Consider the following 21,572-nt stretch of genomic DNA (forward strand, 5'->3'; position numbering starts at 1 on the left):
TCAGTCCAGCGGCGAGACGGCTCCCATGGCTTGGTCGAGGTGCCCGTGCTCGGCACGCTGCCGGCCGAGCTCGACACCAGCGCCAGCACCGTCAGCTGGCTGCTCACCTCGACCCTGCTCGTCGCTGCGGTGACCGTGCCGATCCTCGGGCGACTGGGCGACATGTTCGGCAAGCGGCTGATGCTGCTCGTCGCGATCGGCGCGCTCACCGTGGGCTCACTGATCACGGCGCTCACCGACAACGTCGCCCTGCTCATCGTCGGCCGCGCCGTCCAGGGCGCGTCGGCCGCGGCGATCCCGCTGGGCATCAGCCTGCTCGCGACCCTGATGCCCAAGGAGCGCGTCGGCTCGTCGGTCGCGCTCATCAGCGCGATGCTCGGGGTCGGCGGCGCTCTCGGCCTGCCGCTCGCGGGCTTCGTCGCCGAGCACGCCGACTTCCACGCGCTGTTCTGGATCACGACGGCCGCAGGAGCCGCGACGTTCGTCGGCATCCTCGCGGTCGTCCCCGAGTCGACGGTCCGTACGGGTGGTCGGGTCGACCTCGTCGGTGCCGGTCTGCTCGCGGTCGGTCTGGTCTGCCTGATGCTCCCGCTCGCGCAGAGCGCCGAGGGGGGCTGGGGCTCGCTGCGCGTCTGGGGTCTGATCGCCGCCGCCGCGGTCGTCCTGCTCGTGTTCGGCTGGACCCAGCTGCGCATCACCGACCCGCTCGTCGACCTCACCGCGCTGCGCAGCCGCCCGATCATCCTGACCAACCTCGCGTCGGTCCTGTTCGGGTTCGCGCTGTTCGCGTCGTTCATCGGCACGGCGTCGTTCATCGAGGCGCCCGGGTCGAGCGGCTACGGGTTCGGGTCGAGCCTGCTCGTCGGCGGGCTCGCGCTGCTGCCCTCCGGTCTGGCGATGCTCGCGCTGTCGCCCGTCGCGGCCCGGCTGATCGAGGTGCGCGGTGCGCCGTTCACCCTGGCGCTCGGTGCCGTGATCGTCGCGGCAGGTTGGCTGATGCGCATCGTGCTGTCCGACGCGTTGTGGCAGGTCATCGTCGGCGCGACGGTGGTCGGCATCGGTACGGGCATCGGCTACGCCGCGATCCCGTCGCTGATCAACGCCTACACGCCGCCGTCCGAGATCGCGGCGGCCAACGGGCTCAACTCGCTGTTCCGCAGCCTCGGCAGCTCGCTCGCCAGTGCGATCGGCGGCAGCATCCTCGCCGCCGACACGGTCATCCTCGGCCACTTCGCGGTGCCGTCGCTGACGGCGTACCGCGAGCTGTTCGCGGTGTGTGCCCTGGCGTCGGTCGCGGCTGCGGTCATCGTGATGCTCGTGCCGCGGCGGCAGCCCGCCTGACCGACTGAGCCGGCCCCGTCGTACGAAACCTGTCTGTCCGGCACTCCATGCACTGCCGGCCAGACAGGTTTCGTACGCGCTTCACCGCGCGTTCAAGGCCGAGGCGTTGACCCCTCGACACCTGGTCGCTCCGGCGTGAAGAAAGTGATTCAAGTCACATTTAAGGTATTTTCAAGTCGACACTCTGGTGGCATGCTAAAGCGCATGAGTCTGGGGGAAAGTCTTCTGCTGATCGGTCTCAACACCGCGGTGATGATGGCGCTGCCGTTGGGGCTGGCCGCGCTCGAACGCACCGCGCTGTCGCCACCTCAGGAGCGTCCGCGTGACGCCGAGGTGCCGACCACCACCGAGATCACCACGGCCGCCGAGCCGGCCATCGCCGCTGGCGCACATCGCTCGGCCGCCGCCTGACCGAGCACCGAGCGACCGGGCGCACGCCCGGCGAACAGCCTTCCCCCAGCTGACCGCCGAGCGCATCCCGGCACGCCCCGTGGCTGTGCCCCACGGCTGATGAGACGACGCAACCGGGCGATCGTGTCGCCGTTCTCGATGCGAGAACTGCCATAGCCCGCTGTTCTTCTCCTGGACACCTCCCCCTGTCACGCTGGTGTCATGAACCTGGGGGTTTGCCTGCTCGTGATCGCACTCAACACACTCTTCGTCCTCGGCCTGCCGCTCGGTATGGCCGCGCTTGAGCGCTCTGCGCTCGGCGCTCCACAGACCGACAGCTGACGCGCGCAGCGGCCTTCAGTCCGCGCGGTGGCGCAGGCGGGCCGCCTGCTTCGTGAGGTGGTCGCGCTCGGCGACGCTGGTCGCGGCAGCCGCGGCCTCGGCGTACAACCGCGCAGCCGTACGCCGATCGCCCGCCTTCTCGGTGAGGTACGCCGCCGCAGCCGTCCGCCGCGGTGTCGCCTCGTCGACCTCGGCCAGCGCCGCCAGACCGGCGTCCGGTCCGTCGGCCTCGCCGATCGCGACCGCCCGGTTGAGCCGCACCACCGGGCTGTCGGTGTGGGCGGCGAGCTCGTCGTACCACTCGACGATCTGAGGCCAGTCCGTCTCGTCCGCCGTCTGCGCGTCGGCGTGCAGCGCCGCGATCGCCGCCTGTGCCTGATACTCACCGGGCCTGCCCTGGCTGAGCGCGCCCCGCAGCACGACGACGCCCTCGGCGATGAGCGCGGTGTCCCAGCGGGTGCGGTCCTGCTCGGCGAGGGGTACGAGCGCGCCCGCGGCCGTCGTACGCGCCGCCCGCCTCGCGTGGTGCAGCAGCATCAGCGCGAGCAGGCCGCGCACCTCGGGCTCACCCGCGAGCGAGGGCTGCGCGGCCAGGCGACGGGTCAGCCGGATCGCCTCGGCCGCGAGGTCGACGTCACCGGAGTAGCCCTCGTTGAACACCAGGTAGAGCACGCGCAGCACGACACCGACGTCGCCGGGCTCGTCGAGGCGGTGGTCGCCGATCGTGCGCTTCGCACGCGAGATCCGTTGTGCCATGGTCGATTCCGGCACGAGGTAGGCCTCGGCGATCTGCTTCGTCGTGAGACCGCCGACCGCACGCAGCGTCAGTGCGACCGCTGACGCGGGCGTGAGCGACGGGTGCGCGCACAGGAAGTACAACGGCAGCGTGTCGTCCACGTCGACGGCCTGACCCGGCGGCGGCTCGGTGTGCACCCGCAGCTCGCGCGCCTGCCGGGCCGACTCCGACCGGGTCGCGTCGAGGAACTTGCGCCACGCGACCGTGACGAGCCAGCCCTTGGGGTCGCGCGGCTCGTCATCGGTGCGCAGCAGCTGGACGAGCGCGTCCTGCACGGCGTCCTCGGCGGACGCGAAGTCGGCGCCCCGGCGTACGACGACGGCGATCACCTGCGGGATCAGGTCACGCAGCCGGTCGGCGTCCATGCGTCAGTCGGTGCTGACGAGCTGCTCGCTGAGCAGCGGCCGCACCTCGAGCCACTCGTGGATCGGCTTGCCGTCCTTGCCGGGCGCGGCGGACAGCTCACCGGCCAGGGCGTACGCGCGCTCCTGGGAGTCGACGTCGATGACCATCCACCCCGCGATGAGGTCCTTGGTCTCGGCGAACGGCCCGTCGGTGACCGGCGGCTTGCCCTCACCGTCGTAGCGGACGAACGTGCCGGCCATCGCGAGCGCGTGCTCCTCGACGAACTCGCCGGTGCCCTGCAGGCGCTGGGCGAAGTCGGCCATGTACTGCATGTGGGCGTCGATCTCCTCGGGCGTCCACTCGTGCATCGGGGCGTCGTTCACGGCGGCCGGGGCGCCGCGGTAGTGCTTGAGCAGCAGGTACTTGGCCATGACTTCCTCCTGGTGTCCGGTGCGACGCGGTGCCGCATCTCGTACCGGGGACGGAGCCATCCTCGCGTTCTCGACACCCGCGCGGAAAGAATTTTGCGGGTCTCGATACGGCCTCCGCTAGCGCTCCGGCCTACTCGACCGGCGGGGTCTGCGCAGGTCTCGATACGGCCTCCGCCAGCGATGTCGCTGGTCGAGTAGGCGAGCCCCCCGGGCGAGCCGTATCGAGACCCGGTGACCGCGAGGGAGATTCAGCGCACGAAGAAGGAGTAGTAGTACGGCCGCTGGTCGGGGAAGGTGAAGTTGCCGTGGCTGTCGGTCTGCATCCACCGCGCGAAGCAGGTGGCGCTCTGGTGTGGCGTCGCGACGGTGACCGACACGTCGACGGTCGCGCCGGGGACGGTGTCGGGGATCGCGACGCGGTCGGGGGCACGGCACGAGCGTGAGCCCTCGCCGGAGTTGATGCGCTGCAGGAACCGGCCCGTCCACGCGACCGAGCCCGCGTTCTTGAGGCGCCACGTCTTCACGATCGACCGGCCACGCGGCTGGGTCGAGCAGTCGGGCACGGTCACATCACTGACGAACGCGCCCTTGTCACCCGCGACCCGCGGCATGTGCGCGCCCGTCGTGCGACCGTTGCCGGGACAGCCGCCTGCGAGCGTGGCCGTCGGCACTGCGGTCGGTGCGATGTACGCCGCCGCGGGCGCCGGGCCGTCGCCGCGCGTGAGCGCCGAGACGCCGAGCGATGCCACGAGCGTGAGCGCGGCGGCCAGGAGCGCGACGCCGACCAGCGTCCAGACCGAACGCCGACCGGCCGGCTCGCTGGGCGCCTCCGGTGCCGCGGTGCCCGAAGCCGTGGTGTCGGGCGCGGGGTCGGCGGGTGCCGGCTCGATGTCTGCAGGCGCGGCGGGTGCCGGGTCGCCCACCTGCGGCTCGGGGACGACCACGGACTGAGGGCCGCTGCGGACCTGCGCGGCGCGTACGACGGAGTCCATCCGCTTCCAGTCGGCGCGCAGGGTGCGCGGGTCGGCTCCGCATGCCTTGGCGAACTCGACCGTCGTCTCCCACGAGGGCATCCGGGCGCCTCGAACCGCGTCGTGCATCGTCGCGTGCGAGATGGCGCCCGAGCGGACAGCCATGGTCCGGAACGACGGTCGGCCGGCGTCCTCGCGCAGCTGGACCAGGCGCGCGACGAACTCCTCGATCGCGGCGGTGCGGGCGGCGCTGGGGCTGCTCATCGTCGTACCTCGTCTGTCAGATCGGCGGGATTCCTGGCGTCTGACGCATCTGACAGCGGTGGTGTTCCCCGCGAGATGACGCGGTCTGACGTCGTCCGCTGTCGTCCGAACCGCATTCGGTGGTGCCGGACGGGCTCCGGCCGTCGTCAGTGTTCCTGCCAGCCGCTCGACGTGACCGCCACGGACGGGCTCGACCCGAAAGGAACCACCCCATGCGTTCGATGAAGCACCGCACACTCACCGGCCTCGGCGTTCTCGCTCTCACGGCAGGCGGCTTCGCCGCGGTGTCGGGCCACTCCGCCGCACAGGCCGCCGACCGCAACGGCAAGTGTGAGAAGGGCGAGTTTTGCTACAACTTCAACTCCGACCTCAAGGGCGCCTGGTCCGACTTCACCTCCTCGGTCGGCGACTACGGCACGACCCAGCCGAGCTGCTACGACTTCAAGGGCAAGGCCAAGGGCCACGGCAAGTGCATCAAGAACGACGCGGGCGGCTTCTGGAACAAGACCAACAAGCCGGTCACCATCTACTTCAACTCCGGGTACGCCGGTCGGTCCGTCACCGTGAAGCCCGGCGCCAAGGGCAAGCTGCCCGCCGCGGTCTACAACAACAACGCCTCGCACCGCATCGGCAAGGGCGGCGGCGGTGGCCACAACCCGGCGCCGTCCGGCAAGTGGGCCTCGCCCGTCCCGTCGTCGGCCGTCATCACGGCGCGGGCGTACTACTCGAGTGGCCGCTACCACGGTGCCGTCGACTACTCCGGCTTCAACGGCAAGTTCCGCTCGGCGTGCAACGGCACCATCGACAGCATCGCGATCAACCGCACCTACGCCAACCGCAACGCGTACGGCGTCACCGGCTCCACCAACTACCTGTGGGTCAACTGCGGCGGCGGCATCCGGATGGGTTACGCCCACTGGTACGCCAAGGACCTGCCGTCCTCGCTCAAGCGCGGTACGAAGGTCAAGGCCGGTCAGAACCTGGTCAACGTCGGCAACCAGGGCAACTCCAGCGGTCAGCACCTGCACTTCCAGGTGGAGCGCAGCGGCAAGCAGATCGACGGCCACGACTTCCTGCAGAGCAAGGGCGTCAAGGGTCTCCCCCGCGAGTGATCCACCCCGCAGCAGCGCGGTGCCGCGGACGTCAGGGTCTGCGGCACCGCGCCCCACCACTTCCACGAGAGGGCACGTCATGAGCACCACCGAGAACACCCAGCTGAGCCGTCGTCGGCTGCTGCAGATCGCCGGCATCGGGACGGTCGGCGCGGCCGCCACCGCTGTCGCCGGACCGGCCGTGTGGTCGTCCGCAGCGCCGAGCCACAAGATCATCAGCCGCTCAGCCTGGGGCTTCGCCGGCTGGCAGGCCGGCGGTCCGCCGCGGCTGAACAAGGCCGCCATCACCCACTTCGTCGTGCACTACCACGGCGCCACGGGCGGCGGCGACAGCGGACCTCAGGTGCCGCGCAGCATCGATCGCGACCACAAGGCCGACCCCAAGAACGCCGGCATCCTCTACAACTTCATCATCACCCAGAAGGGCGAGATCTTTCAGGCCCGCGGGTACGACTACAAGTCCGGTGCGACGTACGGCGCCAACGACTTCTCGATCGGCGTCCAGCTGCACATCAGCGGCAACCAGAAGCCGTCGGCCGCCGCGCTCGCGTCGCTGGAGTGGCTGTACCGCCACTCGCACGGCGCGATGGGCAAGAAGAAGGCGCTGAAGATCACCGGCCACCAGGACCACACGGCCACCGCGTGCCCGGGCGGGCCGCTCGGCCGCTGGGTCGACGGGCGTGGGCAGGAGCTCTACCGCGAGATGGCCAAGAAGCTCGGCGGTGGCGGCGGGGGCCCGACCGTGCCGGCGTACCCGGGCCGGTCGGCGTTCAAGATCGGCAAGAAGCACCCGGCCGTCAAGACGCTCGACCAGGGTCTGATCCGCAAGGGCTACACCAAGTACAACGACGGTGACGGCTACCAGGCGGGCACGCTGTTCACCGAGTACACCCGGCGCAACGTGCAGGCGTTCCAGAAGGCTCAGGGCTGGCGCGGTAAGGACGCCGACGGCTACCCCGGCCCCGAGACCTGGAAGCGACTCCTGTCCTGACCGGTCACTCCGCTGAGCCGCACCCCGCTGGGTTGAGCCGGTCCGAGGCGCTGACCGAGGGCCGTGTCGAAACCAAGGCGACCTGCGTACGAGTCCCGTCTGTCCGGCAGTCCATGCGCTGCCGAACAGACGGGATTCGTCGCGTGTACGCCGACCGCCGGGCTCCGCCGGCCGCGTGCGTCATGGACGGAGCATCACGTTGCCGACCTTGTGGCCGGTGTCGACGCGGGCGTGCGCTTCGGCGACCTGGTCGAGGTCGTAGGTGCTGTCGATGACGACCTGCAGCCGCCCGGCCTCCAGCAGGCGCAGCAGCATCTCGACGTCCTCGCGGCGCTCGGACGCCGGGCCGGTCTTGACGTTGCCGGTGGCGCGGATCGTGGTGGCCAGGTCGGCGACGACGAGCAGGAGCAGGCCGCTGCCCGGGGTGAGGAGGCGCTTCCACGTCGCGGCCGGGACGTTGCCGACGGTGTCGACCACGACGTCGTACTCGCCCTCGATCTGCGTCGGCGGTGTCTGGGTGTAGTCGACGACGGTGTCCGCGCCGAGGCTCGTGACCAGGTCGAGGTTGGTGGCGCTGGTGATCGCGGTGACGGTCGCGCCGTAGTACTTCGCGAGCTGGACGACGTTGCTGCCCACCGCCCCCGACGCGCCGTTGACGAGGACGTGCTGGCCGCGGCGTACGGACGCCTTGTCGCGCAGGTAGGTGAGCGCGGTCGTACCCCCGAACAGCACGCCGGCCGCATCGTCGTGGCTAACATCGTCGGGCTTTCGTGCCAGCCGATTCGCTTGTACTGCAACGAGTTCGGCGTGTGCGCCCATCGACCTGAACGGGCTGATGCCACACACCTCGTCACCCACCGCGTAGTCGTCGACGTCGGTCCCGACGGCCTCGACCACACCCGAGAACGGGCCGCCGAGCACGTGACGGCGCGGCCGGCGTACGCCGAACATCGCGCGGGCGGGCGCGGTCATGCCACGGGGAAAGCGGGACCCTCGGATGCGGGCGTCGCCGACCGACACGGTGGTCGCCACGACGCGGACGAGCACCTGCGAGGCGTGCGGTCGTGGCGACGGGACCTCCTCGACGCGGACGACGTCGGGTGGGCCGTAGGTGTCGAACACGGCTGCGCGCATGGCCGGCTCCCTTCACTGCCTCCAGGATCCTCCGCCGTACGCCGCCCCGCCACCGACTCCTCCTACCCGGTGGCGCTGCTACGGGCCGGTCGCACCGTCGATAGGCACGATCGGCTGGTGTGCCTTGTCGTTCATCCAGGTCGTCGGCGCCCCAGAAGCGAGCCCAGCAGCGATCGCCCCAAGGAAGAGAGCTCCGATGAGCACCCGGGGTGACATGCGCATGACGTCAGCAGCACGGACGACGGTTCTTGGCGAAGTCGACATGCCGTAGCCGACTCTGCGGAAGGACCACCACTGCAGGAGCCGGTAGAGATCGAGGCCGAGGAGCACGAGGCACAGCGCAACCGCGACGGCCTGAGCCGCGAGACTGGTGATGTCACCCCATCCGAGCAGCTGCACAACCTCCGAAGAGTGCGCACGAATCACGGACCAACGGCCGGAGATTCCGTCGCCGAAGTCGGGATACTGGATGGCCACGCGCTTCGTGATCTCACCTGGCGAGGACCCCCAAGGCGTTCGCGGGGTGAGGTAGGCGACCGCGGCCACGGTCAGTGCGGACACGGCTGATGCCGCGAGGGTAGTCCACCGCGCACCGATGCCGGCAGCGGTGATGCGGTGCATTGACCACGTTGCGAACAGCAGGCCGATGGCTGCCCCGAGCAGCGCACCGAGCGCGATCGGCCACACGAGCAGGAACAGGATGGCGGCAACCACAGCGCCGACGGCGGTCAGAATCATCAGCGCCCAGGTCTCGTCATCGCTGCTCGGCCCGGATGCGCTCGGCGACTGCTGGACATACTTCACGTGCTGGATCTGCTGGGTGAGCGAGGTGTGGGTGCTGGCATCAATCGTGTTGCCGTCACCAACGACGGTGAAGTTCCCGCGACCACGGTCAGGTGGCGGACCACTGTGCGTGGCGAAGCGGGTGATGAAGAAGACGATGACACCGCTGACAACGCCCGAGAGTGTGGGCCAGACGAACGTGTTCATGGGCTACCCCCTGGTCGGCCCTGGCGGCTGCCGGCTGCAGCGCGATAGCAAACTACGGTCGACCACTGACAGCGCAGGCATCACGAGGTCGTGTCCGGGCTGCCACGATGAGGTCGCATGGGCACCCACGCGCTGGCGTACGTCGTCGACATCGAGCCTGGCAGCACGTTCGCTGCACCGGCGACGATCGCTGCGGTGACGAGGTACTTGTACGACGAGCACCTCGCCGGCGGGTGGAGTCGGCACGCGGCGTACGCCGATGCGCCGGATGACTGGGACCTGCTCCTGCCGGCGGTCGCGGACGCCGGTCGGGCCCGGCTGGTGGTCGCGGCAGACTTCGACGAGTACGGCGCGCTGTGGCTGGTGGCGAGTGCCGACGGCGGCGTGGTGCGCGAGGTTCATCGCCGCTACGTCCTGAACGCCGACCCCACTGATACGGCCGCTGTCACCGCGGCGATCGACGAGCTGGGCGAGGACCCGCGTGCCGAGGACATCGCCGGACCGGACGCTGCCGGTGAGGCGGCCGTGCTGTTCGGGCAGCCGACCGGGCCGATGGTGCAGGCCGAGGCGGGCTCCGCGTCGGCGTACCAGCGGATCGGGACGGTGGCGGCCCCGTTCCCGTGGTGGGAGGCGCTCGGCCTGCGCTGGCCCGCTCCGTGACCGAACGCGGTCAGCCGCAGTCGTCGCACACGCCGGACGCCGGCAGCGTGACGAAGTGGACCGGGCAGACCTGAGGCGGTTCGTCGTACGCGAGCTCGGGCGATCGGCGTTCGCGGAAGGTCGAGAGGGTGAACCCGCGCCACTCCGAGTCCTTGAGGTCGTCGGGCGCGGTGGCCGTCGCGAACTCGACGTAGCCGGGTGCGATCCGCATGACCATCCGGTCGTCCGCGTCGGCGCAGCGGATGTAGCCGCCGCTCGCCGGCACGGAGTACGACACCGCGCCGACACGGTCGAGGTGCTCGGCGATCGTGCGGTGATCAGCCACCGACCACTCCCCGACCCACGTGAAGACCTGGTCGCGTGTCAGATGTCGTCCGCCCATGTCTCGGAGGCTAGGGCACGCGGTAGCGCCCGGCGTCGTGCATGACGTGTTCGCTACGGGGTCTTGTTGCCGGACTTCCACAGCCGGTCGTCGAGCAGACCGGTCTCCGCGATCGGCGGAAGGGCGAGGTCCAGGCCACGCATCTGCTCGTACACGGCCTTCATTGCAGTCCGATCGGGGAGGCTGTCGCTTCGCGCTGCTCGCCGCAGGATCGTGGTGGTGTCCCACACACGAAGACGACCAGCGCCCATGATTCGGGTGAGACGGCCCGCTTCATGGTGAGCCATGGCCGTTCCGTCCTTCTCCTGGATGAGCACCGCAACGTCATGGCCCGCCTCCGCTTTGACGGCGGCGTGGGCGATGACGAGAAGCTCGCCGAGGTCCTTCTGCCGGCGTAGCCGTTCGCTTATGGGCATGAAGCTGAGCCGCTGGACGGCGGTCGCGAGTTCAGGCGTCTGGTCGTCCGACAAGATGGTCAACCTCCCTGCCGAGACAACCCTGTTCCAGGTCGCCTCGACGGCGCCAAACCGATGCTTGTCCTGTCGGCTCTTGCGGCGCACCTCGGCCTAGACCTGCTCGGGTGAATGCAACGTCGAGTCGGTCATCGCAAGGCCCGTGAAGAGGATTCGTGTCGTGTCCTTTGCGGGACAGGAACGTGAGTGCCGGTCCTGCGTCGATCACAGCGCTCGGCGCACCGATGTCGAGAGTCACTCGTCGTCCAGCCAGGACAGGTCGATGTCTACCCCAGCAGGGTCCGGGAACTCATCCTCCTCGGGTTGAGGAATGGCCGCTGCGGGTGCGATGCCGGCCGCCTCGAACTCGAGCGCCAGGTCGTGCGGAGTCACGCCGCGTACGGAGGCGACCGTCTCGAGTGATACCAGCCCCGCGATGTAGCCGGCGACTGCGCGTGTGAGGAGACGCTGAGGGGCACGGTGCTGGCGTGACGCGTGCTGCAAGGTGGCGTACTGGTCGGTCCACCCGAAGCGTGCTGCGAGCGCGGGGGTGTCGACGCTCGACCACTCAGCGAACAGCGCATCGTCGATGAGCCCAAGATCTCGGAGCTGGATGGTCACTATGCGTGGCGAGGCCTGAAAGTGCTGCACCACGTCGGACAGCAGCGCGAGACCAGGGTGGTCGGCCGACTGTGTGCGAGCGCCCCGTGCGTTGTCACGCATCCGGGAGATGCCGTCGACAGGCACCAGGACGTGCCGTGCGAACGCGCGAGCCCGTTGCTCGACGAAGGGGTCAGCCGTGAGCCTGCCCGGTTGCCCGGAGTCGTGGTCACCGAGCACGAGGTGCCCGAGCTCGTGCGCGAGGTTACTGCGCCAGCGCATGGGGCGGTCCGAGCAGGCGACCGCGACAATGGCGGCTCCCCGTGCGGGGTCCACCATCGTCAGGCCATGCTCGTCGGCGTCATCGATGGCGAGCATGGTCACATCGACACCACAGGTCTGTTCGATCAGAGCGACAAGATCACCGAGCGGGCCGACTCCGAGCCCGTTGTCGGTGCGGAACTTGCGGGCAGCCGCACGTCCTTCGCGCTCGGCTTCCTCTGGCGCGGTCACTCGATGCCGTACTCGTCGAGGAACGCGTCGAGCTCAAGCATGTGAACCAGCTCGTGGTGCAACTGGGTCATGTCGCAACCGTTCTCGGCACGCGCGAAGCTCACCACACGATCTCGAACATCGGAGTGCTCCGACAACGTCGACACCGGACACCCGAGCGCGTCCGCAAGGGCAACCAGTTCAGGGACCTTCGCGAGGCGGTCTCCGGCCTCGATACGCGAGAGCGTCGCCTGGGACAACGCGGATGCGGTGGCCAGCTGGCGCTGTGACAGCCCAACGCGTTGCCGCGCGGAGATGATGCGTGCGCCGGAGGTCGTCGCAGTTGTCGCAGACATCGTGAATCACTCTCCTCGGTTGTGATTCAACTATAGTAGGCGAAGGCGCCGACAGCGTGCACCGCGCGACCTCAACGCATGAACGGCGGGTTCAGCTCGGTGGCCGGGCCGGCGCGGTAGAGCGTCGCCGGCCGGCCGCGACCAGTCCGCACCTCGCCCGTGTCCTCCAGGAAGCCGTCCGCGCGGGTCAGCTTGCGGTGGAAGTTGGCGGCGTCGAGGTCCTCCCCCCACACGGCTGCGTACACCGCGCGCAGGTCGCTCAGCGTGAACGTCTCGGGCAGGAAGGCCGTTGCGGCTGTGGTGTATTCGAGCTTCGCTCGTGCGCGCTCGACGCCGTCGCGGAGGATCTGGCGGTGGTCGAACGCGAGTCTCATTCGCAACGCCTTCTCGACGGGCACCCACGCGGCGTCGGCGGCGTCCGTACCCGCTGCAGCGTCGGGCAGGTCGGCCGCCAGGGCCAGCCACGCCACCGAGATCACCCGCGTGGTGTGGGCCGTGTCGCGATCGGGAGCGGAGTACGTCGCGAGCTGCTCCAGTCGTACGCCGGCCGCCTCCAGTCCCGTCTCCTCCGCCAGCTCGCGGTGCGCAGCGTCCTCGGCGGACTCGCCGTCGAGCAGGAACCCGCCGGGCAGCGCCCACTTGCCCCGCTCGGCGGCGGCCTGGCGTCGGACGAGCGCGACGTGCAGCGCGCCCTCGCGGAGCGTGAGGGCGACGATGTCGGACGCGATCCAGGCGGTGAGGCGGTTCGGCATCCTCGCATTTTAGTCATCTTGACAAGATCGAACGCCGAGAGGCTTAATGGTCATGGCGACAATAAGGGGGTCCGACCATGGAACTGACGACAGCACAACGAGACCGGGCGGCCGGCGTACTCCTCGGGCAGGCGGTCGGGGATGCGCTGGGAGTGCCGTACGAGTTCGCCGCGCCGCCTCAGGGCGATGCGGTCATGAAGGGTGGCGGCCTCGGTCCGTACGCACCTGGCGAGTGGTCCGACGACACGCAGATGGCGGCCGTGATCGCGCAGGTCGCGGCGACGGGGGCCGACCTGACGACGCCGGCGGTGCGGGGGCGGATCGCGCACGGCTTCAACGACTGGCGCCAGCACGGGGCGAGCGACATCGGCAACCAGACCGCGGCCGTGATCGGGAGCGCATGGCTGTCTCTGACCGGTTCCGCGATGAACGCGGACTGCAGCAAGGACGAGCTCGACGACGAGACCTGGGCGGCGGCGTACGAGCAGGCGGCGCTGGCGTACACGAAGAAGCACGAGCGCTCGGCCGGCAACGGCGCACTGATGCGCAACGGGATCGTCGGCCTGGTCGCGCTCGACGACCGCGAGGCGACGGCGCGGGCCGCGGCAGCGGTGGCCGAGCTGACGCACGCCGACCCGCTGGTCGCGGAGTCGTGCATTCTGCACGCCGAGGCGGTGCGCGTCGCCGTCGTCGAGGGCGTGCTCGACCTGACGCGCGGGCTCGACCTGCTCCCGCGCTCCTCGCAGGCGCGGTGGGCCGACTGGTTGGAGAGCGCGGCGGAGCTGCGGCCCGATCAGATCGAGGCGAACGGTTCGACGTTCGGTGCGCTGCGCGTCGCGCGGGCCGCGATCGCCGGCTCGACCGACGTACGCAGCGCGCTCCAGCTCGCGGTCACCGCCGGCCACGACACCGACACCGTCGCGGCAATCACGGGTGCGCTGATCGGGGCGCTGCACGGTGCGTCCGGCATCCCCGCGACCTGGCGTCGGCGGGTGCACGGCTGGCCGGGACTGCGCGCTCGCGACCTCGTGTCGCTGGCCCTGCAGACGGCGGGTGCGGCTGGTCCGGGCTCGTGGCCGCTCGCCTCGCACGCGCCGGTCGAGCCTGGTCGGCCGCTCGGGGTACGGGCGCCGTTCGACGACGGGCTGATCCTCGGCACGCAGGCCGACCTCGCGCGTACCGACGCCGACGCCGTCGTGTCACTGAGCCGCGTGGGCCTGGCCGACCGATCGCCGTCGCGCCCGCCGGAGAACCACGTCGAGTGCTGGCTCGTCGACTCCGACGACCCGGCCGCGCACAACGACCTCGCCTGCACCCTGGCCGACTGTGCCGACGCGGTGGCCGAGCTGCGCGCCGAGGGCAAGACCGTGCTGCTGCACTGCGTGGCCGCTCAGCACCGTACGCCGTCGGTCGCGTTGGTGTACGCCGTCCGGCACTGCGGTCTGAGCGTCGAGGACGCGAGCGAGCAGATCCGAAAGGCGCTGGGAGCTAACGAGATCGACGGACTTCTCTGGCGGACAGCCCAGCTTGAGGCGTGAGTCAGGCCGCCTCAGCCTTCCTCAGGTGACTGATCGACGACGAGCACACGGCGCAGCGGCATCAGCGACCGCCACCTGGGCGGAAGATCGTCGTAGTGCTGGATCGTGAGTGCAGTCACCTCAGCCGCAGAGAACAGCCGGAGGCTCTGTCGCTCGCGCTCGAGGTCTGACGCCTCACGGCTGTAGCTGCCAAGCGTGACGAACAGGCCGGCCTCGGTCGGCGCGAGCGTGCCAATGAGCTGCTGCACGTCCGGGCGACCCATGGTGCGCGTCGTGTGCTTGCACTGCACCTTGATGATGGGCGGCTCCAGGCCGAGCTTGTCCTTGTGCGCGATCACGTCGATGCCGCCGTCGACGCTGAAGCGCGTGACGCGAGCCTCGTACCCCATGGCCACCAGCAGGTCGGCCGTGAACTGCTCGAACTGCTCGTGGCTGATCCCGTTCAAAAGCGTTCGAACGATGAAGTCGCGAGTGTGCTGGTCGATGCGGTCGGCGTTCGGCTCTTCTTGTACGACGACGTCTGTGATGGTGTCGGCGTCGTGGCCCGAGGTGGTCGACGGCTCAGGCGCGTGCGGTGCGGCACCGGTATCGAGGAACTCCATGAACACGGACTCGTGCTTACGGACCTGGAACAGCGTGAGGGCTGAGCCGATCTCGTACAGCGCCGGCTGGGGGAACTCGCCGCGTGCCACTCCCACCTCCTTCCAGCGTACCCGTCGCCTGTGCGGATGCTCGCTGATGTCAGCGTGGAACTCGTACTCGCCTTCGATGACGCCGAAGTTGATCGTGCTATCCGGCTTGTACGGCGCGACCACGATGTCGCCCACGTTCATGTCGAACGCGAATCGCCGTAGGACGCCGGCCCAGACTGGAATCGCGCCGGCTTTGGCCGACGGATAGTTCGCCGCGAGCACTTCTTTGATGCGCTCACGGTCGTCGCCGATCAATCTGAGGTCGCCCACTCGATCCCAGCTAATCGAGATGAACCCGCCGTCCACCGTCTCTGCGCCGAGCGCGTCGTTGTGGATGCCCCACATCGTCATTGCCACTCCCCTTGTCTGCGCTGCTCCACCCAGCATGTCGTACGCCGAAGCTCACCACTCGTGTCACCGTCAGGTCTACGGTCGGGCCATGACCGATGAGGGCGAGCGGCGAATCGAGTTCGTACTGAACGGACGTCGGCATCGGCTGAGTCGCGAGGCCGTCGAGCACGCTCTTGACGGCGTGAGCCCGGAGAACATCCAGAAGCACGGAGTCCTCGTCAACGAGACCTGGTTCCCCGTGAAGCAGGCGCTCGGAGTCGCCATCGGTGTCCCACGGTCGCATTTCATCTCGACGGACGCGCAGCGGCATCTCTCGGCTTCGACGTACGAGGCGGACAGAAATCACCCGAACCTGCGCCGATCGTTCAAGTCGAGCCGACGGCTCCGACACCGCAACGAGACGAGAGCTGGCACACTGAAGCCAACGTCCAAGCCGCCGTCGTGTCGTTCCTCGCCGCAGGCAACTGGCGGATCTTGTCGGTCGCCAACACCGCATCACGCGAGCACGGCACCGACATCGTCGCCGAGCGCGACGGCAAGACCGTAGGTGTCGAGGTGAAGGGCTTCCCGAGCAGGTCGTACGCCGACCCGTCGCGGGCGCACGAAACCAAGCGGGCGCAACCGAGCACGCAGGCTGGCCATTGGTACGCCGATGCCGTCCTGTCCGCGATGAGGCAGCGGAACCGTAAGCCGGAGTGGCGCAGCGTGATCCGCCCTGCCGGACTTCGCGCGCTACCGCAGCCTGTACGCCGAGACCGCCTTCGCGCTTGAGGCCATTAGCATCGAGATCTGGTGGGTTAGTCACGATGGGAAGGTCGAGACCTGACCCACGGCAGCGATGAGCACCCGGCTGCCACAGCGTGCGCTCACGAACGGGTTGCCTGTCACCGGGCAAGGCCCGAGACGACGGGGCTTCGGGCGCGGGAAGGTCAACCGGCCATTCCGTAAACTGTGAGGTCTCCCGCCCGAGAGGCGACCTCACTTCTGGCCGAATTGAGCAGCGTCTCAAGTAGTCGAACGCGCAAATTCGATGTATCGCGGGTGATGACCGACCGCCTGTATGCCGACTCTAGAACATGAGGTTGAACGATTGCCACATCGACAGGATGACCTTGGTCGAAGTCATTTAGCCACTGAACCATGAAATCTCTGCCGTCACGATCCGGTACGCCATCGATCCACGTCCGGGATCCGGGGTGAGGGCGTGAAAGGGCCGACGCGATGGCGCCTATCGAGGCATGCGTCAGATTCTTCAGAGCCTGAGCGGTAACGCCTTCGTATGCCGTGGCGGAGACTGCGCGTCCTGGGGACGAGCTGTGAGCGGCTTTTACATGTATAAGGCTCACGCCACCCTCTCCGGCGTGAATGAAATCGGCGACTTCGCCCGGGCCATCATCGCAGGTCAGGATCCCTGACGTTCCAAAGTTGCGCACCACCCAGCCGAAAAGCGAGTCATCACCGGCTGAGCCGATCAGATCGGGATCATATGGACTGCCCGGCTTCTCGCGGGAGACGTCAGTGCCAGAAAAGTCAGACCAACGCCACCTCGGAAACCGCGTGTCGCTTATTTCGACGTCATATAGATGTCCATCGAGCCAACTATGTCCCGACGCAAAGTGCACGGTCAGGAGGTCCTTGTGTCTTATCGCATCTAGAACCTCGTCTGCGGTCAGTGTGTCTCTAGGCTGAATGTCAACGAAGGACAGCCGAACACGACCGTCCTCTTCGCGAAAACGACCGGTGCAGCTCAGAGATAGCGAGCCACGGAAAGACACGCGTAACGCAACGTCGGTCCCGTTTGTCGCTGGCTCGGTCTCGAATGTAACTTCGTCGAGGGTCTCCGCGGCTTGACGAGTCTCCTCGGAGTCGTCAGGGCTCAGTGTGGCTAACGGAATTGATGCTACCTCGTAGGGTGTATTAACGTCCGCGAGAGAAGAATGTTCGGACCGCAGATACGGGAAAGCGGCTGGCATGCTCGCACCTTCGGGTGTTTCCGCGATCTCCCTTAAAGTAATGTCAGCCAGGACGCAAAATTCGTCGAAGCTCGTCGAACGCGAAATCCATGCCGAAGAATTGGCGAGTGAAACTCCGATGACGGTGTCAGCTGGAAAATTCTCACTCGCCATGACGCGTGTCGCCCGAAGGACATACGAGCTGTCTGCTCCCGGCTGTAGGGAGTCCTGCACAGCCATGCCGCTGATCGTCTTGCCGTCAGCCTTGTTTCGCTGGCGGCGATGGGTCCCGGCAAGATATGCAGTTCTTGCGTCGCCCCGCACCAACGCATTTTCGAGTCGACGAGGTGGGATCAAGCGGTAGCGACTGAGGTCCGCTCGATATATCGCGCGCCTTATCGACTCAAGCAAGTCGGCGGGTGCATGTATTGCCAGCAGGTCCTCCTTCCCGCCGATCACGACCAGCTCATGCGACGCGTCTGTCCACCGGTCGTCGTCTACTGCCCAGCTAGGTGGACGTTCGTCCAGGAAAACGGATGCGTTCCAGGTGATGGATCCATCGGCGGTCGAGATAAATGATTCATCGCCCTCGGCGACGTGTGACCAGCGTCTGTACTTCGGCGACTTTCGCGCTACGGATTCGATTAGACGCGCTGGCGTCGGTCGCGCAGCGTCTGGAAGGCGGTCGCTCAAGAGTAGCCACGAGCAGTACGGGCGAACCTGATTGGTGTTGACGACCAACGGGGCTCGCTCGGCCGTCCCGGTTGTCGGAATGGCTGCATCTGGCATGGGACCCCCGCGAGCAGTCGAGTTGATGGCTGGTCAACGCAACTGGAATACCACACGGGCCAGCCCATTGTGTCCCGCGTGGTGCGTGGTCTGCGCCGGACTCGACTGATCTCCTGCGCCGGAACCGCCGCGTTCGCGCGCATCGCAGTGGACCGTCTGCGACCCTATGGACCAACACGCGGACGCACTCGCGCTCGAAGACTGTGAGGGACCCAGCAAGTGCTCAACCACGCTCAGTTCATCTGGAACGTCGCTGACTCGCTGCGCGGGTCGTACAAGTCGCACGAGTTCGGCGACGTGATCCTGCCGTTCACGGTGCTGCGGCGCCTCGACTCGGTGCTGGAGCCGACCAAGCAGGCCGTGCTCAAGGCAGCCGAGGACAACGGCGGCGACGTCTCGGCGGGCATGCTGCGGGCGCGGGCTAACCACCACTACTCGTTCTGGAACCTCAGCAAGTACACCCTCAAGACGCTCACCGGCGACGTCGACAACCTGCGCGACAACCTGGAGAACTACGTCGAGGGCTTCTCGCACAACGTCCGCGACATCTTCGACCGCTTCAAGATCCTGGAGATCATCAACGACCTCGACCAGCATGACCTGCTGCTCGTGGTGCTGCAGCACTTCGCGGCGGTCGACCTGCAGCCGGCGGCCGTCGACAACGAGAAGATGGGCCACATCTTCGAGGAGCTCATCCGCAAGTTCGCGGAGGCCTCCAACGAGACGGCTGGTGAGCACTTCACCCCCCGCGACGTCATCGAGCTGATGGTCGCGATCCTCATCGACGGTGACCCCGAGATCGGCAACGAGGGCGTCATCCGATCGGTGTACGACCCCACGGCTGGCACGGGCGGCATGCTCTCGGTCGCCGACGATCACCTGCGTGCGGCTAACCCCAAGGCCACGGTCAATCTCGTTGGCCAGGAGATCAATCCGCAGTCGTACGCCGTGTGCAAGGCCGACATGATCCTCAAGGGCCAGCCCATCGAGTCGATCAAGTACGGCGACACGCTGGTCGCCGATGCGTTCGCCAACCGCACGTTCCACTACTGCCTCTCGAATCCGCCGTTCGGCGTCGACTGGAAGAAGATCCAGAAGCAGGTGCAGGACGAGAAGGACGAGCGTGGCTGGGCCGGCCGCTTTGGCGCCGGCCTCCCCCGTGTGTCGGACGGGTCGCTGCTCTTCCTGATGCACCTGATCAGCAAGATGCACGAGCCGCGCAACGACCAGAAGGCCGGTCGCGCCGCGATCGTCCTCAACGGCTCGCCGCTCTTCACCGGTGGCGCCGGGTCGGGTGAGTCCAACGTCCGCAAGTGGGTGTTGGAGCAGGACTGGCTGGAAGCGATCATCGCGCTGCCGACCGACATGTTCTACAACACCGGCATCGCGACCTACGTCTGGATCCTCAACAAGGACAAGCCTGTTCAGCGTCGTGGCAAGGTGCAGCTGATCAACGCGACGAGCATGTTCGACAAGATGCGCAAGAGCATCGGTTCCAAGCGCAATCAGATCAGCGAGACCCAGCGCGCCGAGATCGCGTCGGCTTACCGCGCGTTCGACGAGACGAAGACGAGCAAGATCTTTGCGACGACCGACTTCTTCTACCGAACGATCACAGTCGAGCGGCCGCTGCGTCTCAACTTCGCCGTCAATGATGAGCGCATCGAGCGCGCACTCGCCGCCAAGACGCTGTCGAAGCTTGGTGACGGTGAGCAGGCCGACCTGCGCAAGGCGCTCGACGGGCTGGCGGCTGAGCACCCGGGCGAGGTCTGGACGAGCAAGCCGACGTTCCAGAAGGTGGTGGGCCCTGCGCTGACCGCGGCGGGAGTCGCGCTGACGCCGCCACAGATGAAGACCCTGTACGCCGAGCTCGCCGACGCGGATGACGCCGCCGAGATCGTGACGGGCGCCAAGGGCAAGGTCGAGCCGAGCTCAGACCTGCGCGACACCGAGAACGTGCCGTGGGACCAGGACATCCACGACTACCTCGAACGCGAGGTCAAGCCGTTCGTGCCCGATGCGTGGATCGACGAAGCCAAGACCAAGGAGGGCTGCGAGATCCCGTTCACGCGGCACTTCTACGAGTACGTGCCGCCGCGTCCGCTTGAAGAGATCGACCGCGACCTCGAAGAAGTCCTCGGCCGGATTCGTACGCGCCTCGACCAGGTCCGGGCATGACGGAGTGGGCTGATTGGTACGACGGCCTTCCGGGTGGGTGGCCGGTGCAACGCATCAGCCAACTGGGAGCGGTGACACTGGGCAAGATGGTGGAGTCGCTTGACGACGGGGATGCTGGCCAGCCCTACATGCGTGCTGCAAATGTGCAGCCAAACGGAGTACTGGCGCTCGACGACATCAAGACCATGCCGTTTACGGTGAACGAGGCCAGCAGGTTGAACTTGCGACGTGGCGACGTCGTAATCGTCGAAGGCGGGGTGGGTGGATATGGCCGTAGCGCTTACGTTCACCAAGACCTGGTTGGCTGGGGGTTCCAGAACTCGATCGTCCGGGTGCGTCCACGGGCAGGTGTCGACGGCCGGTTCATGACGTACTGCCTCTTGCACCTTCGCGCTGTCGGGTACATCGCAGTCACAGCGAGCACTGCGTCTATGCCTCACTTCACCGCGGAGAAGGTTGCGGCTACGAGGATCCCGACGCCAAGCCTTACCGTGCAGCGGCGGATTGCGGACTTCTTGGACCACGAGACGGGCGAGATCGACGCGTTCATCGCGGACCAAGAGCTCCTCATCGAGCTCTTCACCGAGCGTCGGGTGGCGATCGTCGATAGGTACTTGGACGATATCTCAGCGACCGCGCCCTTGGCGGCCGCGTCGAGGCTCATTCAAACTGGCCCGTTCGGAAGCCAGCTCTCCGCAAATGAGTACACAGACCGCGATGGCGTTCCAGTCATTAACCCTGCGCACATCGCAGAGAAGGGCATCAGGCCCGACGGGAAAGTAGCTGTCTCTGCTGAGACCGCTACTCGACTGAAGCGACACCTTATGAGGCCCGGAGATTTGGTGCTCGGGCGACGGGGCGAGCTGGGCCGCTGCGCGGTTATTCGTCCCTGCGACGGCGACGTACTTTGTGGGACGGGTTCACTCCTCGTGAGGCCGAACGCGGCCCGTGCGCTGGCGGAGTTTCTTGCACTGGCGGTCTCGAGCCGTCGTAGCCGAGAACAGTTGGAACTCACATCGGTGGGCTCAACGATGAGCAACGTCAGCGCGGGAACTGTTTCACGTCTCCGCATCCCACTTCCGAGTCTGGAAACGCAGACCGGTGTGGTTTCGCAGATCAACCGCGAACGAGGCGCCCTTGATGCGGCGATTGCGGACGCGCGGGAGGCGATTGCGTTGTCGAAGGAACGGCGTGCTGCGCTCATCTCGGCAGCGGTGACCGGCAAGATCGAGGTACGAGACTGGAAGCCGCCGACCACGGCGGCGTAGCAG

General features: G+C 67.7%; 21 protein-coding genes. 9 read left to right on the forward strand and 12 right to left on the reverse strand.

Translation table 11 applies throughout. From position 1 onward, the window contains the following. Positions 1 to 45: 45 nt before the first annotated feature. Together VV01_RS19570 and VV01_RS19575 are read left to right on the forward strand one after the other, a co-directional pair. Entirely contained in the window at positions 46 to 1,341 is a 1,296-nt protein-coding gene (locus VV01_RS19570; protein ID WP_050671362.1) for an MFS transporter, read from the forward strand. 204 nt (positions 1,342 to 1,545) lie between these two features. Beyond that, the gene (locus tag VV01_RS19575) at positions 1,546 to 1,752 is read left to right on the forward strand and encodes a hypothetical protein (protein ID WP_050671363.1); all 207 of its coding nucleotides are present in this window, start codon (positions 1,546 to 1,548) and stop codon (positions 1,750 to 1,752) included. Positions 1,753 to 2,088: 336 nt separating this feature from the next. Here the strand turns inward: VV01_RS19575 and VV01_RS19580 are convergent, their stop codons facing one another. The 3 genes from VV01_RS19580 to VV01_RS19590 all read right to left on the reverse strand — a co-directional run bounded on the left by VV01_RS19580 (position 2,089) and on the right by VV01_RS19590 (position 4,880). Continuing rightward, positions 2,089 to 3,234, reverse strand: coding sequence for an RNA polymerase sigma factor (locus VV01_RS19580; RefSeq protein WP_050671364.1), 1,146 nt, complete (start codon positions 3,232 to 3,234; stop codon positions 2,089 to 2,091). 3 nt (positions 3,235 to 3,237) lie between these two features. Then, on the reverse strand, positions 3,238 to 3,645 hold the full coding sequence (locus tag VV01_RS19585) for a YciI family protein (protein WP_050671365.1): 408 nt from the start codon (positions 3,643 to 3,645) through the stop codon (positions 3,238 to 3,240). 248 nt (positions 3,646 to 3,893) lie between these two features. Beyond that, positions 3,894 to 4,880 (reverse strand): NBR1-Ig-like domain-containing protein, encoded by a 987-nt coding sequence (locus VV01_RS19590; protein WP_050671366.1) that lies wholly within the window; start codon positions 4,878 to 4,880, stop codon positions 3,894 to 3,896. A gap of 212 nt (positions 4,881 to 5,092) precedes the next feature. Between VV01_RS19590 and VV01_RS19595 the strand changes: the two genes are divergently transcribed. Both VV01_RS19595 and VV01_RS19600 read left to right on the forward strand, forming a co-directional pair. Continuing rightward, positions 5,093 to 5,992 (forward strand): M23 family metallopeptidase, encoded by a 900-nt coding sequence (locus VV01_RS19595; RefSeq protein WP_050671367.1) that lies wholly within the window; start codon positions 5,093 to 5,095, stop codon positions 5,990 to 5,992. A gap of 79 nt (positions 5,993 to 6,071) precedes the next feature. Further along, on the forward strand, positions 6,072 to 6,983 hold the full coding sequence (locus VV01_RS19600; RefSeq protein ID WP_050671368.1) for a peptidoglycan-binding protein: 912 nt from the start codon (positions 6,072 to 6,074) through the stop codon (positions 6,981 to 6,983). A 180-nt stretch (positions 6,984 to 7,163) separates the two neighbouring features. Here VV01_RS19600 and VV01_RS19605 read toward each other — a convergent pair whose 3' ends face one another. Together VV01_RS19605 and VV01_RS19610 are read right to left on the reverse strand one after the other, a co-directional pair. Beyond that, positions 7,164 to 8,117: an NAD(P)-dependent alcohol dehydrogenase gene (locus VV01_RS19605; RefSeq protein ID WP_050671369.1), complete on the reverse strand. Its 954-nt coding sequence runs from the start codon at positions 8,115 to 8,117 to the stop codon at positions 7,164 to 7,166. A 78-nt stretch (positions 8,118 to 8,195) separates the two neighbouring features. Beyond that, complete coding sequence (locus tag VV01_RS19610) at positions 8,196 to 9,107, reverse strand: hypothetical protein (protein ID WP_050671370.1); 912 nt, start codon at positions 9,105 to 9,107, stop codon at positions 8,196 to 8,198. Between the two features lie 117 nt (positions 9,108 to 9,224). On the opposite strand from VV01_RS19610, the gene VV01_RS19615 reads away from it, so the two are divergent. Continuing rightward, on the forward strand, positions 9,225 to 9,767 hold the full coding sequence (locus VV01_RS19615) for a hypothetical protein (protein WP_050671371.1): 543 nt from the start codon (positions 9,225 to 9,227) through the stop codon (positions 9,765 to 9,767). Between the two features lie 10 nt (positions 9,768 to 9,777). Here VV01_RS19615 and VV01_RS19620 read toward each other — a convergent pair whose 3' ends face one another. The 5 genes from VV01_RS19620 to VV01_RS19640 form a co-directional block, all read right to left on the reverse strand. After that, positions 9,778 to 10,149, reverse strand: a complete 372-nt coding sequence (locus VV01_RS19620) for a hypothetical protein (RefSeq protein ID WP_050671372.1) — start codon at positions 10,147 to 10,149, stop codon at positions 9,778 to 9,780. 53 nt (positions 10,150 to 10,202) lie between these two features. Then, positions 10,203 to 10,709 (reverse strand): PIN domain-containing protein, encoded by a 507-nt coding sequence (locus VV01_RS19625; protein ID WP_050671373.1) that lies wholly within the window; start codon positions 10,707 to 10,709, stop codon positions 10,203 to 10,205. A 147-nt stretch (positions 10,710 to 10,856) separates the two neighbouring features. Next, positions 10,857 to 11,714: an ImmA/IrrE family metallo-endopeptidase gene (locus VV01_RS19630; RefSeq protein ID WP_050671374.1), complete on the reverse strand. Its 858-nt coding sequence runs from the start codon at positions 11,712 to 11,714 to the stop codon at positions 10,857 to 10,859. After that, the gene (locus tag VV01_RS19635) at positions 11,711 to 12,049 is read right to left on the reverse strand and encodes a helix-turn-helix domain-containing protein (protein WP_050671375.1); all 339 of its coding nucleotides are present in this window, start codon (positions 12,047 to 12,049) and stop codon (positions 11,711 to 11,713) included. Before VV01_RS19635 ends, VV01_RS19630 begins: the two co-directional genes overlap by 4 nt. Before the next feature lie 71 nt (positions 12,050 to 12,120). After that, positions 12,121 to 12,801 carry an NUDIX hydrolase gene (locus VV01_RS19640; protein WP_050671376.1) on the reverse strand — a complete coding sequence of 227 codons (681 nt, stop codon included), beginning with the start codon at positions 12,799 to 12,801 and terminating at the stop codon, positions 12,121 to 12,123. A 77-nt stretch (positions 12,802 to 12,878) separates the two neighbouring features. Here VV01_RS19640 and VV01_RS19645 point away from each other — a divergent pair, with 77 nt between their 5' ends. Next, positions 12,879 to 14,339 carry an ADP-ribosylglycohydrolase family protein gene (locus tag VV01_RS19645; protein ID WP_050671377.1) on the forward strand — a complete coding sequence of 487 codons (1,461 nt, stop codon included), beginning with the start codon at positions 12,879 to 12,881 and terminating at the stop codon, positions 14,337 to 14,339. An 11-nt stretch (positions 14,340 to 14,350) separates the two neighbouring features. Here VV01_RS19645 and VV01_RS19650 read toward each other — a convergent pair whose 3' ends face one another. Beyond that, entirely contained in the window at positions 14,351 to 15,382 is a 1,032-nt protein-coding gene (locus tag VV01_RS19650) for a restriction endonuclease (RefSeq protein WP_050671378.1), read from the reverse strand. Positions 15,383 to 15,823: 441 nt separating this feature from the next. On the opposite strand from VV01_RS19650, the gene VV01_RS24045 reads away from it, so the two are divergent. Then, entirely contained in the window at positions 15,824 to 16,153 is a 330-nt protein-coding gene (locus VV01_RS24045; RefSeq protein ID WP_197275111.1) for a hypothetical protein, read from the forward strand. 158 nt (positions 16,154 to 16,311) lie between these two features. Here VV01_RS24045 and VV01_RS23530 read toward each other — a convergent pair whose 3' ends face one another. After that, the gene (locus VV01_RS23530) at positions 16,312 to 17,574 is read right to left on the reverse strand and encodes a hypothetical protein (protein ID WP_157508964.1); all 1,263 of its coding nucleotides are present in this window, start codon (positions 17,572 to 17,574) and stop codon (positions 16,312 to 16,314) included. Positions 17,575 to 18,342: 768 nt separating this feature from the next. Between VV01_RS23530 and VV01_RS19660 the strand changes: the two genes are divergently transcribed. After that, positions 18,343 to 20,301: a type I restriction-modification system subunit M gene (locus VV01_RS19660; protein WP_050671379.1), complete on the forward strand. Its 1,959-nt coding sequence runs from the start codon at positions 18,343 to 18,345 to the stop codon at positions 20,299 to 20,301. Continuing rightward, a complete protein-coding gene (locus VV01_RS19665; RefSeq protein WP_050671380.1) occupies positions 20,298 to 21,569 on the forward strand; it encodes a restriction endonuclease subunit S in 1,272 nt (423 codons plus the stop codon). Before VV01_RS19660 ends, VV01_RS19665 begins: the two co-directional genes overlap by 4 nt. The last annotated feature ends 3 nt before the right edge of the window (positions 21,570 to 21,572 follow it).

This window comes from Luteipulveratus halotolerans (genome assembly GCF_001247745.1).
In the GTDB taxonomy this organism is placed as follows: domain Bacteria; phylum Actinomycetota; class Actinomycetes; order Actinomycetales; family Dermatophilaceae; genus Luteipulveratus; species Luteipulveratus halotolerans.

Bases quoted from the DNA above. Each gene is read 5' to 3' on its own strand.
- VV01_RS19665 (WP_050671380.1), top strand. From the start codon at position 20,298: ATGACGGAGTGGGCTGATTGGTACGACGGCCTTCCGGGTGGGTGGCCG.
- VV01_RS19575 (WP_050671363.1), top strand. From the start codon at position 1,546: ATGAGTCTGGGGGAAAGTCTTCTGCTGATCGGTCTCAACACCGCGGTG.
- VV01_RS19590 (WP_050671366.1), bottom strand. From the start codon at position 4,880: ATGAGCAGCCCCAGCGCCGCCCGCACCGCCGCGATCGAGGAGTTCGTC.
- VV01_RS19635 (WP_050671375.1), bottom strand. From the start codon at position 12,049: ATGTCTGCGACAACTGCGACGACCTCCGGCGCACGCATCATCTCCGCG.
- VV01_RS19580 (WP_050671364.1), bottom strand. From the start codon at position 3,234: ATGGACGCCGACCGGCTGCGTGACCTGATCCCGCAGGTGATCGCCGTC.
- VV01_RS19610 (WP_050671370.1), bottom strand. From the start codon at position 9,107: ATGAACACGTTCGTCTGGCCCACACTCTCGGGCGTTGTCAGCGGTGTC.
- VV01_RS19620 (WP_050671372.1), bottom strand. From the start codon at position 10,149: ATGGGCGGACGACATCTGACACGCGACCAGGTCTTCACGTGGGTCGGG.
- VV01_RS19615 (WP_050671371.1), top strand. From the start codon at position 9,225: ATGGGCACCCACGCGCTGGCGTACGTCGTCGACATCGAGCCTGGCAGC.
- VV01_RS19645 (WP_050671377.1), top strand. From the start codon at position 12,879: ATGGAACTGACGACAGCACAACGAGACCGGGCGGCCGGCGTACTCCTC.
- VV01_RS19595 (WP_050671367.1), top strand. From the start codon at position 5,093: ATGCGTTCGATGAAGCACCGCACACTCACCGGCCTCGGCGTTCTCGCT.
- VV01_RS19640 (WP_050671376.1), bottom strand. From the start codon at position 12,801: ATGCCGAACCGCCTCACCGCCTGGATCGCGTCCGACATCGTCGCCCTC.
- VV01_RS19600 (WP_050671368.1), top strand. From the start codon at position 6,072: ATGAGCACCACCGAGAACACCCAGCTGAGCCGTCGTCGGCTGCTGCAG.
- VV01_RS19585 (WP_050671365.1), bottom strand. From the start codon at position 3,645: ATGGCCAAGTACCTGCTGCTCAAGCACTACCGCGGCGCCCCGGCCGCC.
- VV01_RS19650 (WP_050671378.1), bottom strand. From the start codon at position 15,382: ATGACGATGTGGGGCATCCACAACGACGCGCTCGGCGCAGAGACGGTG.
- VV01_RS19605 (WP_050671369.1), bottom strand. From the start codon at position 8,117: ATGCGCGCAGCCGTGTTCGACACCTACGGCCCACCCGACGTCGTCCGC.
- VV01_RS23530 (WP_157508964.1), bottom strand. From the start codon at position 17,574: ATGGCTGTGCAGGACTCCCTACAGCCGGGAGCAGACAGCTCGTATGTC.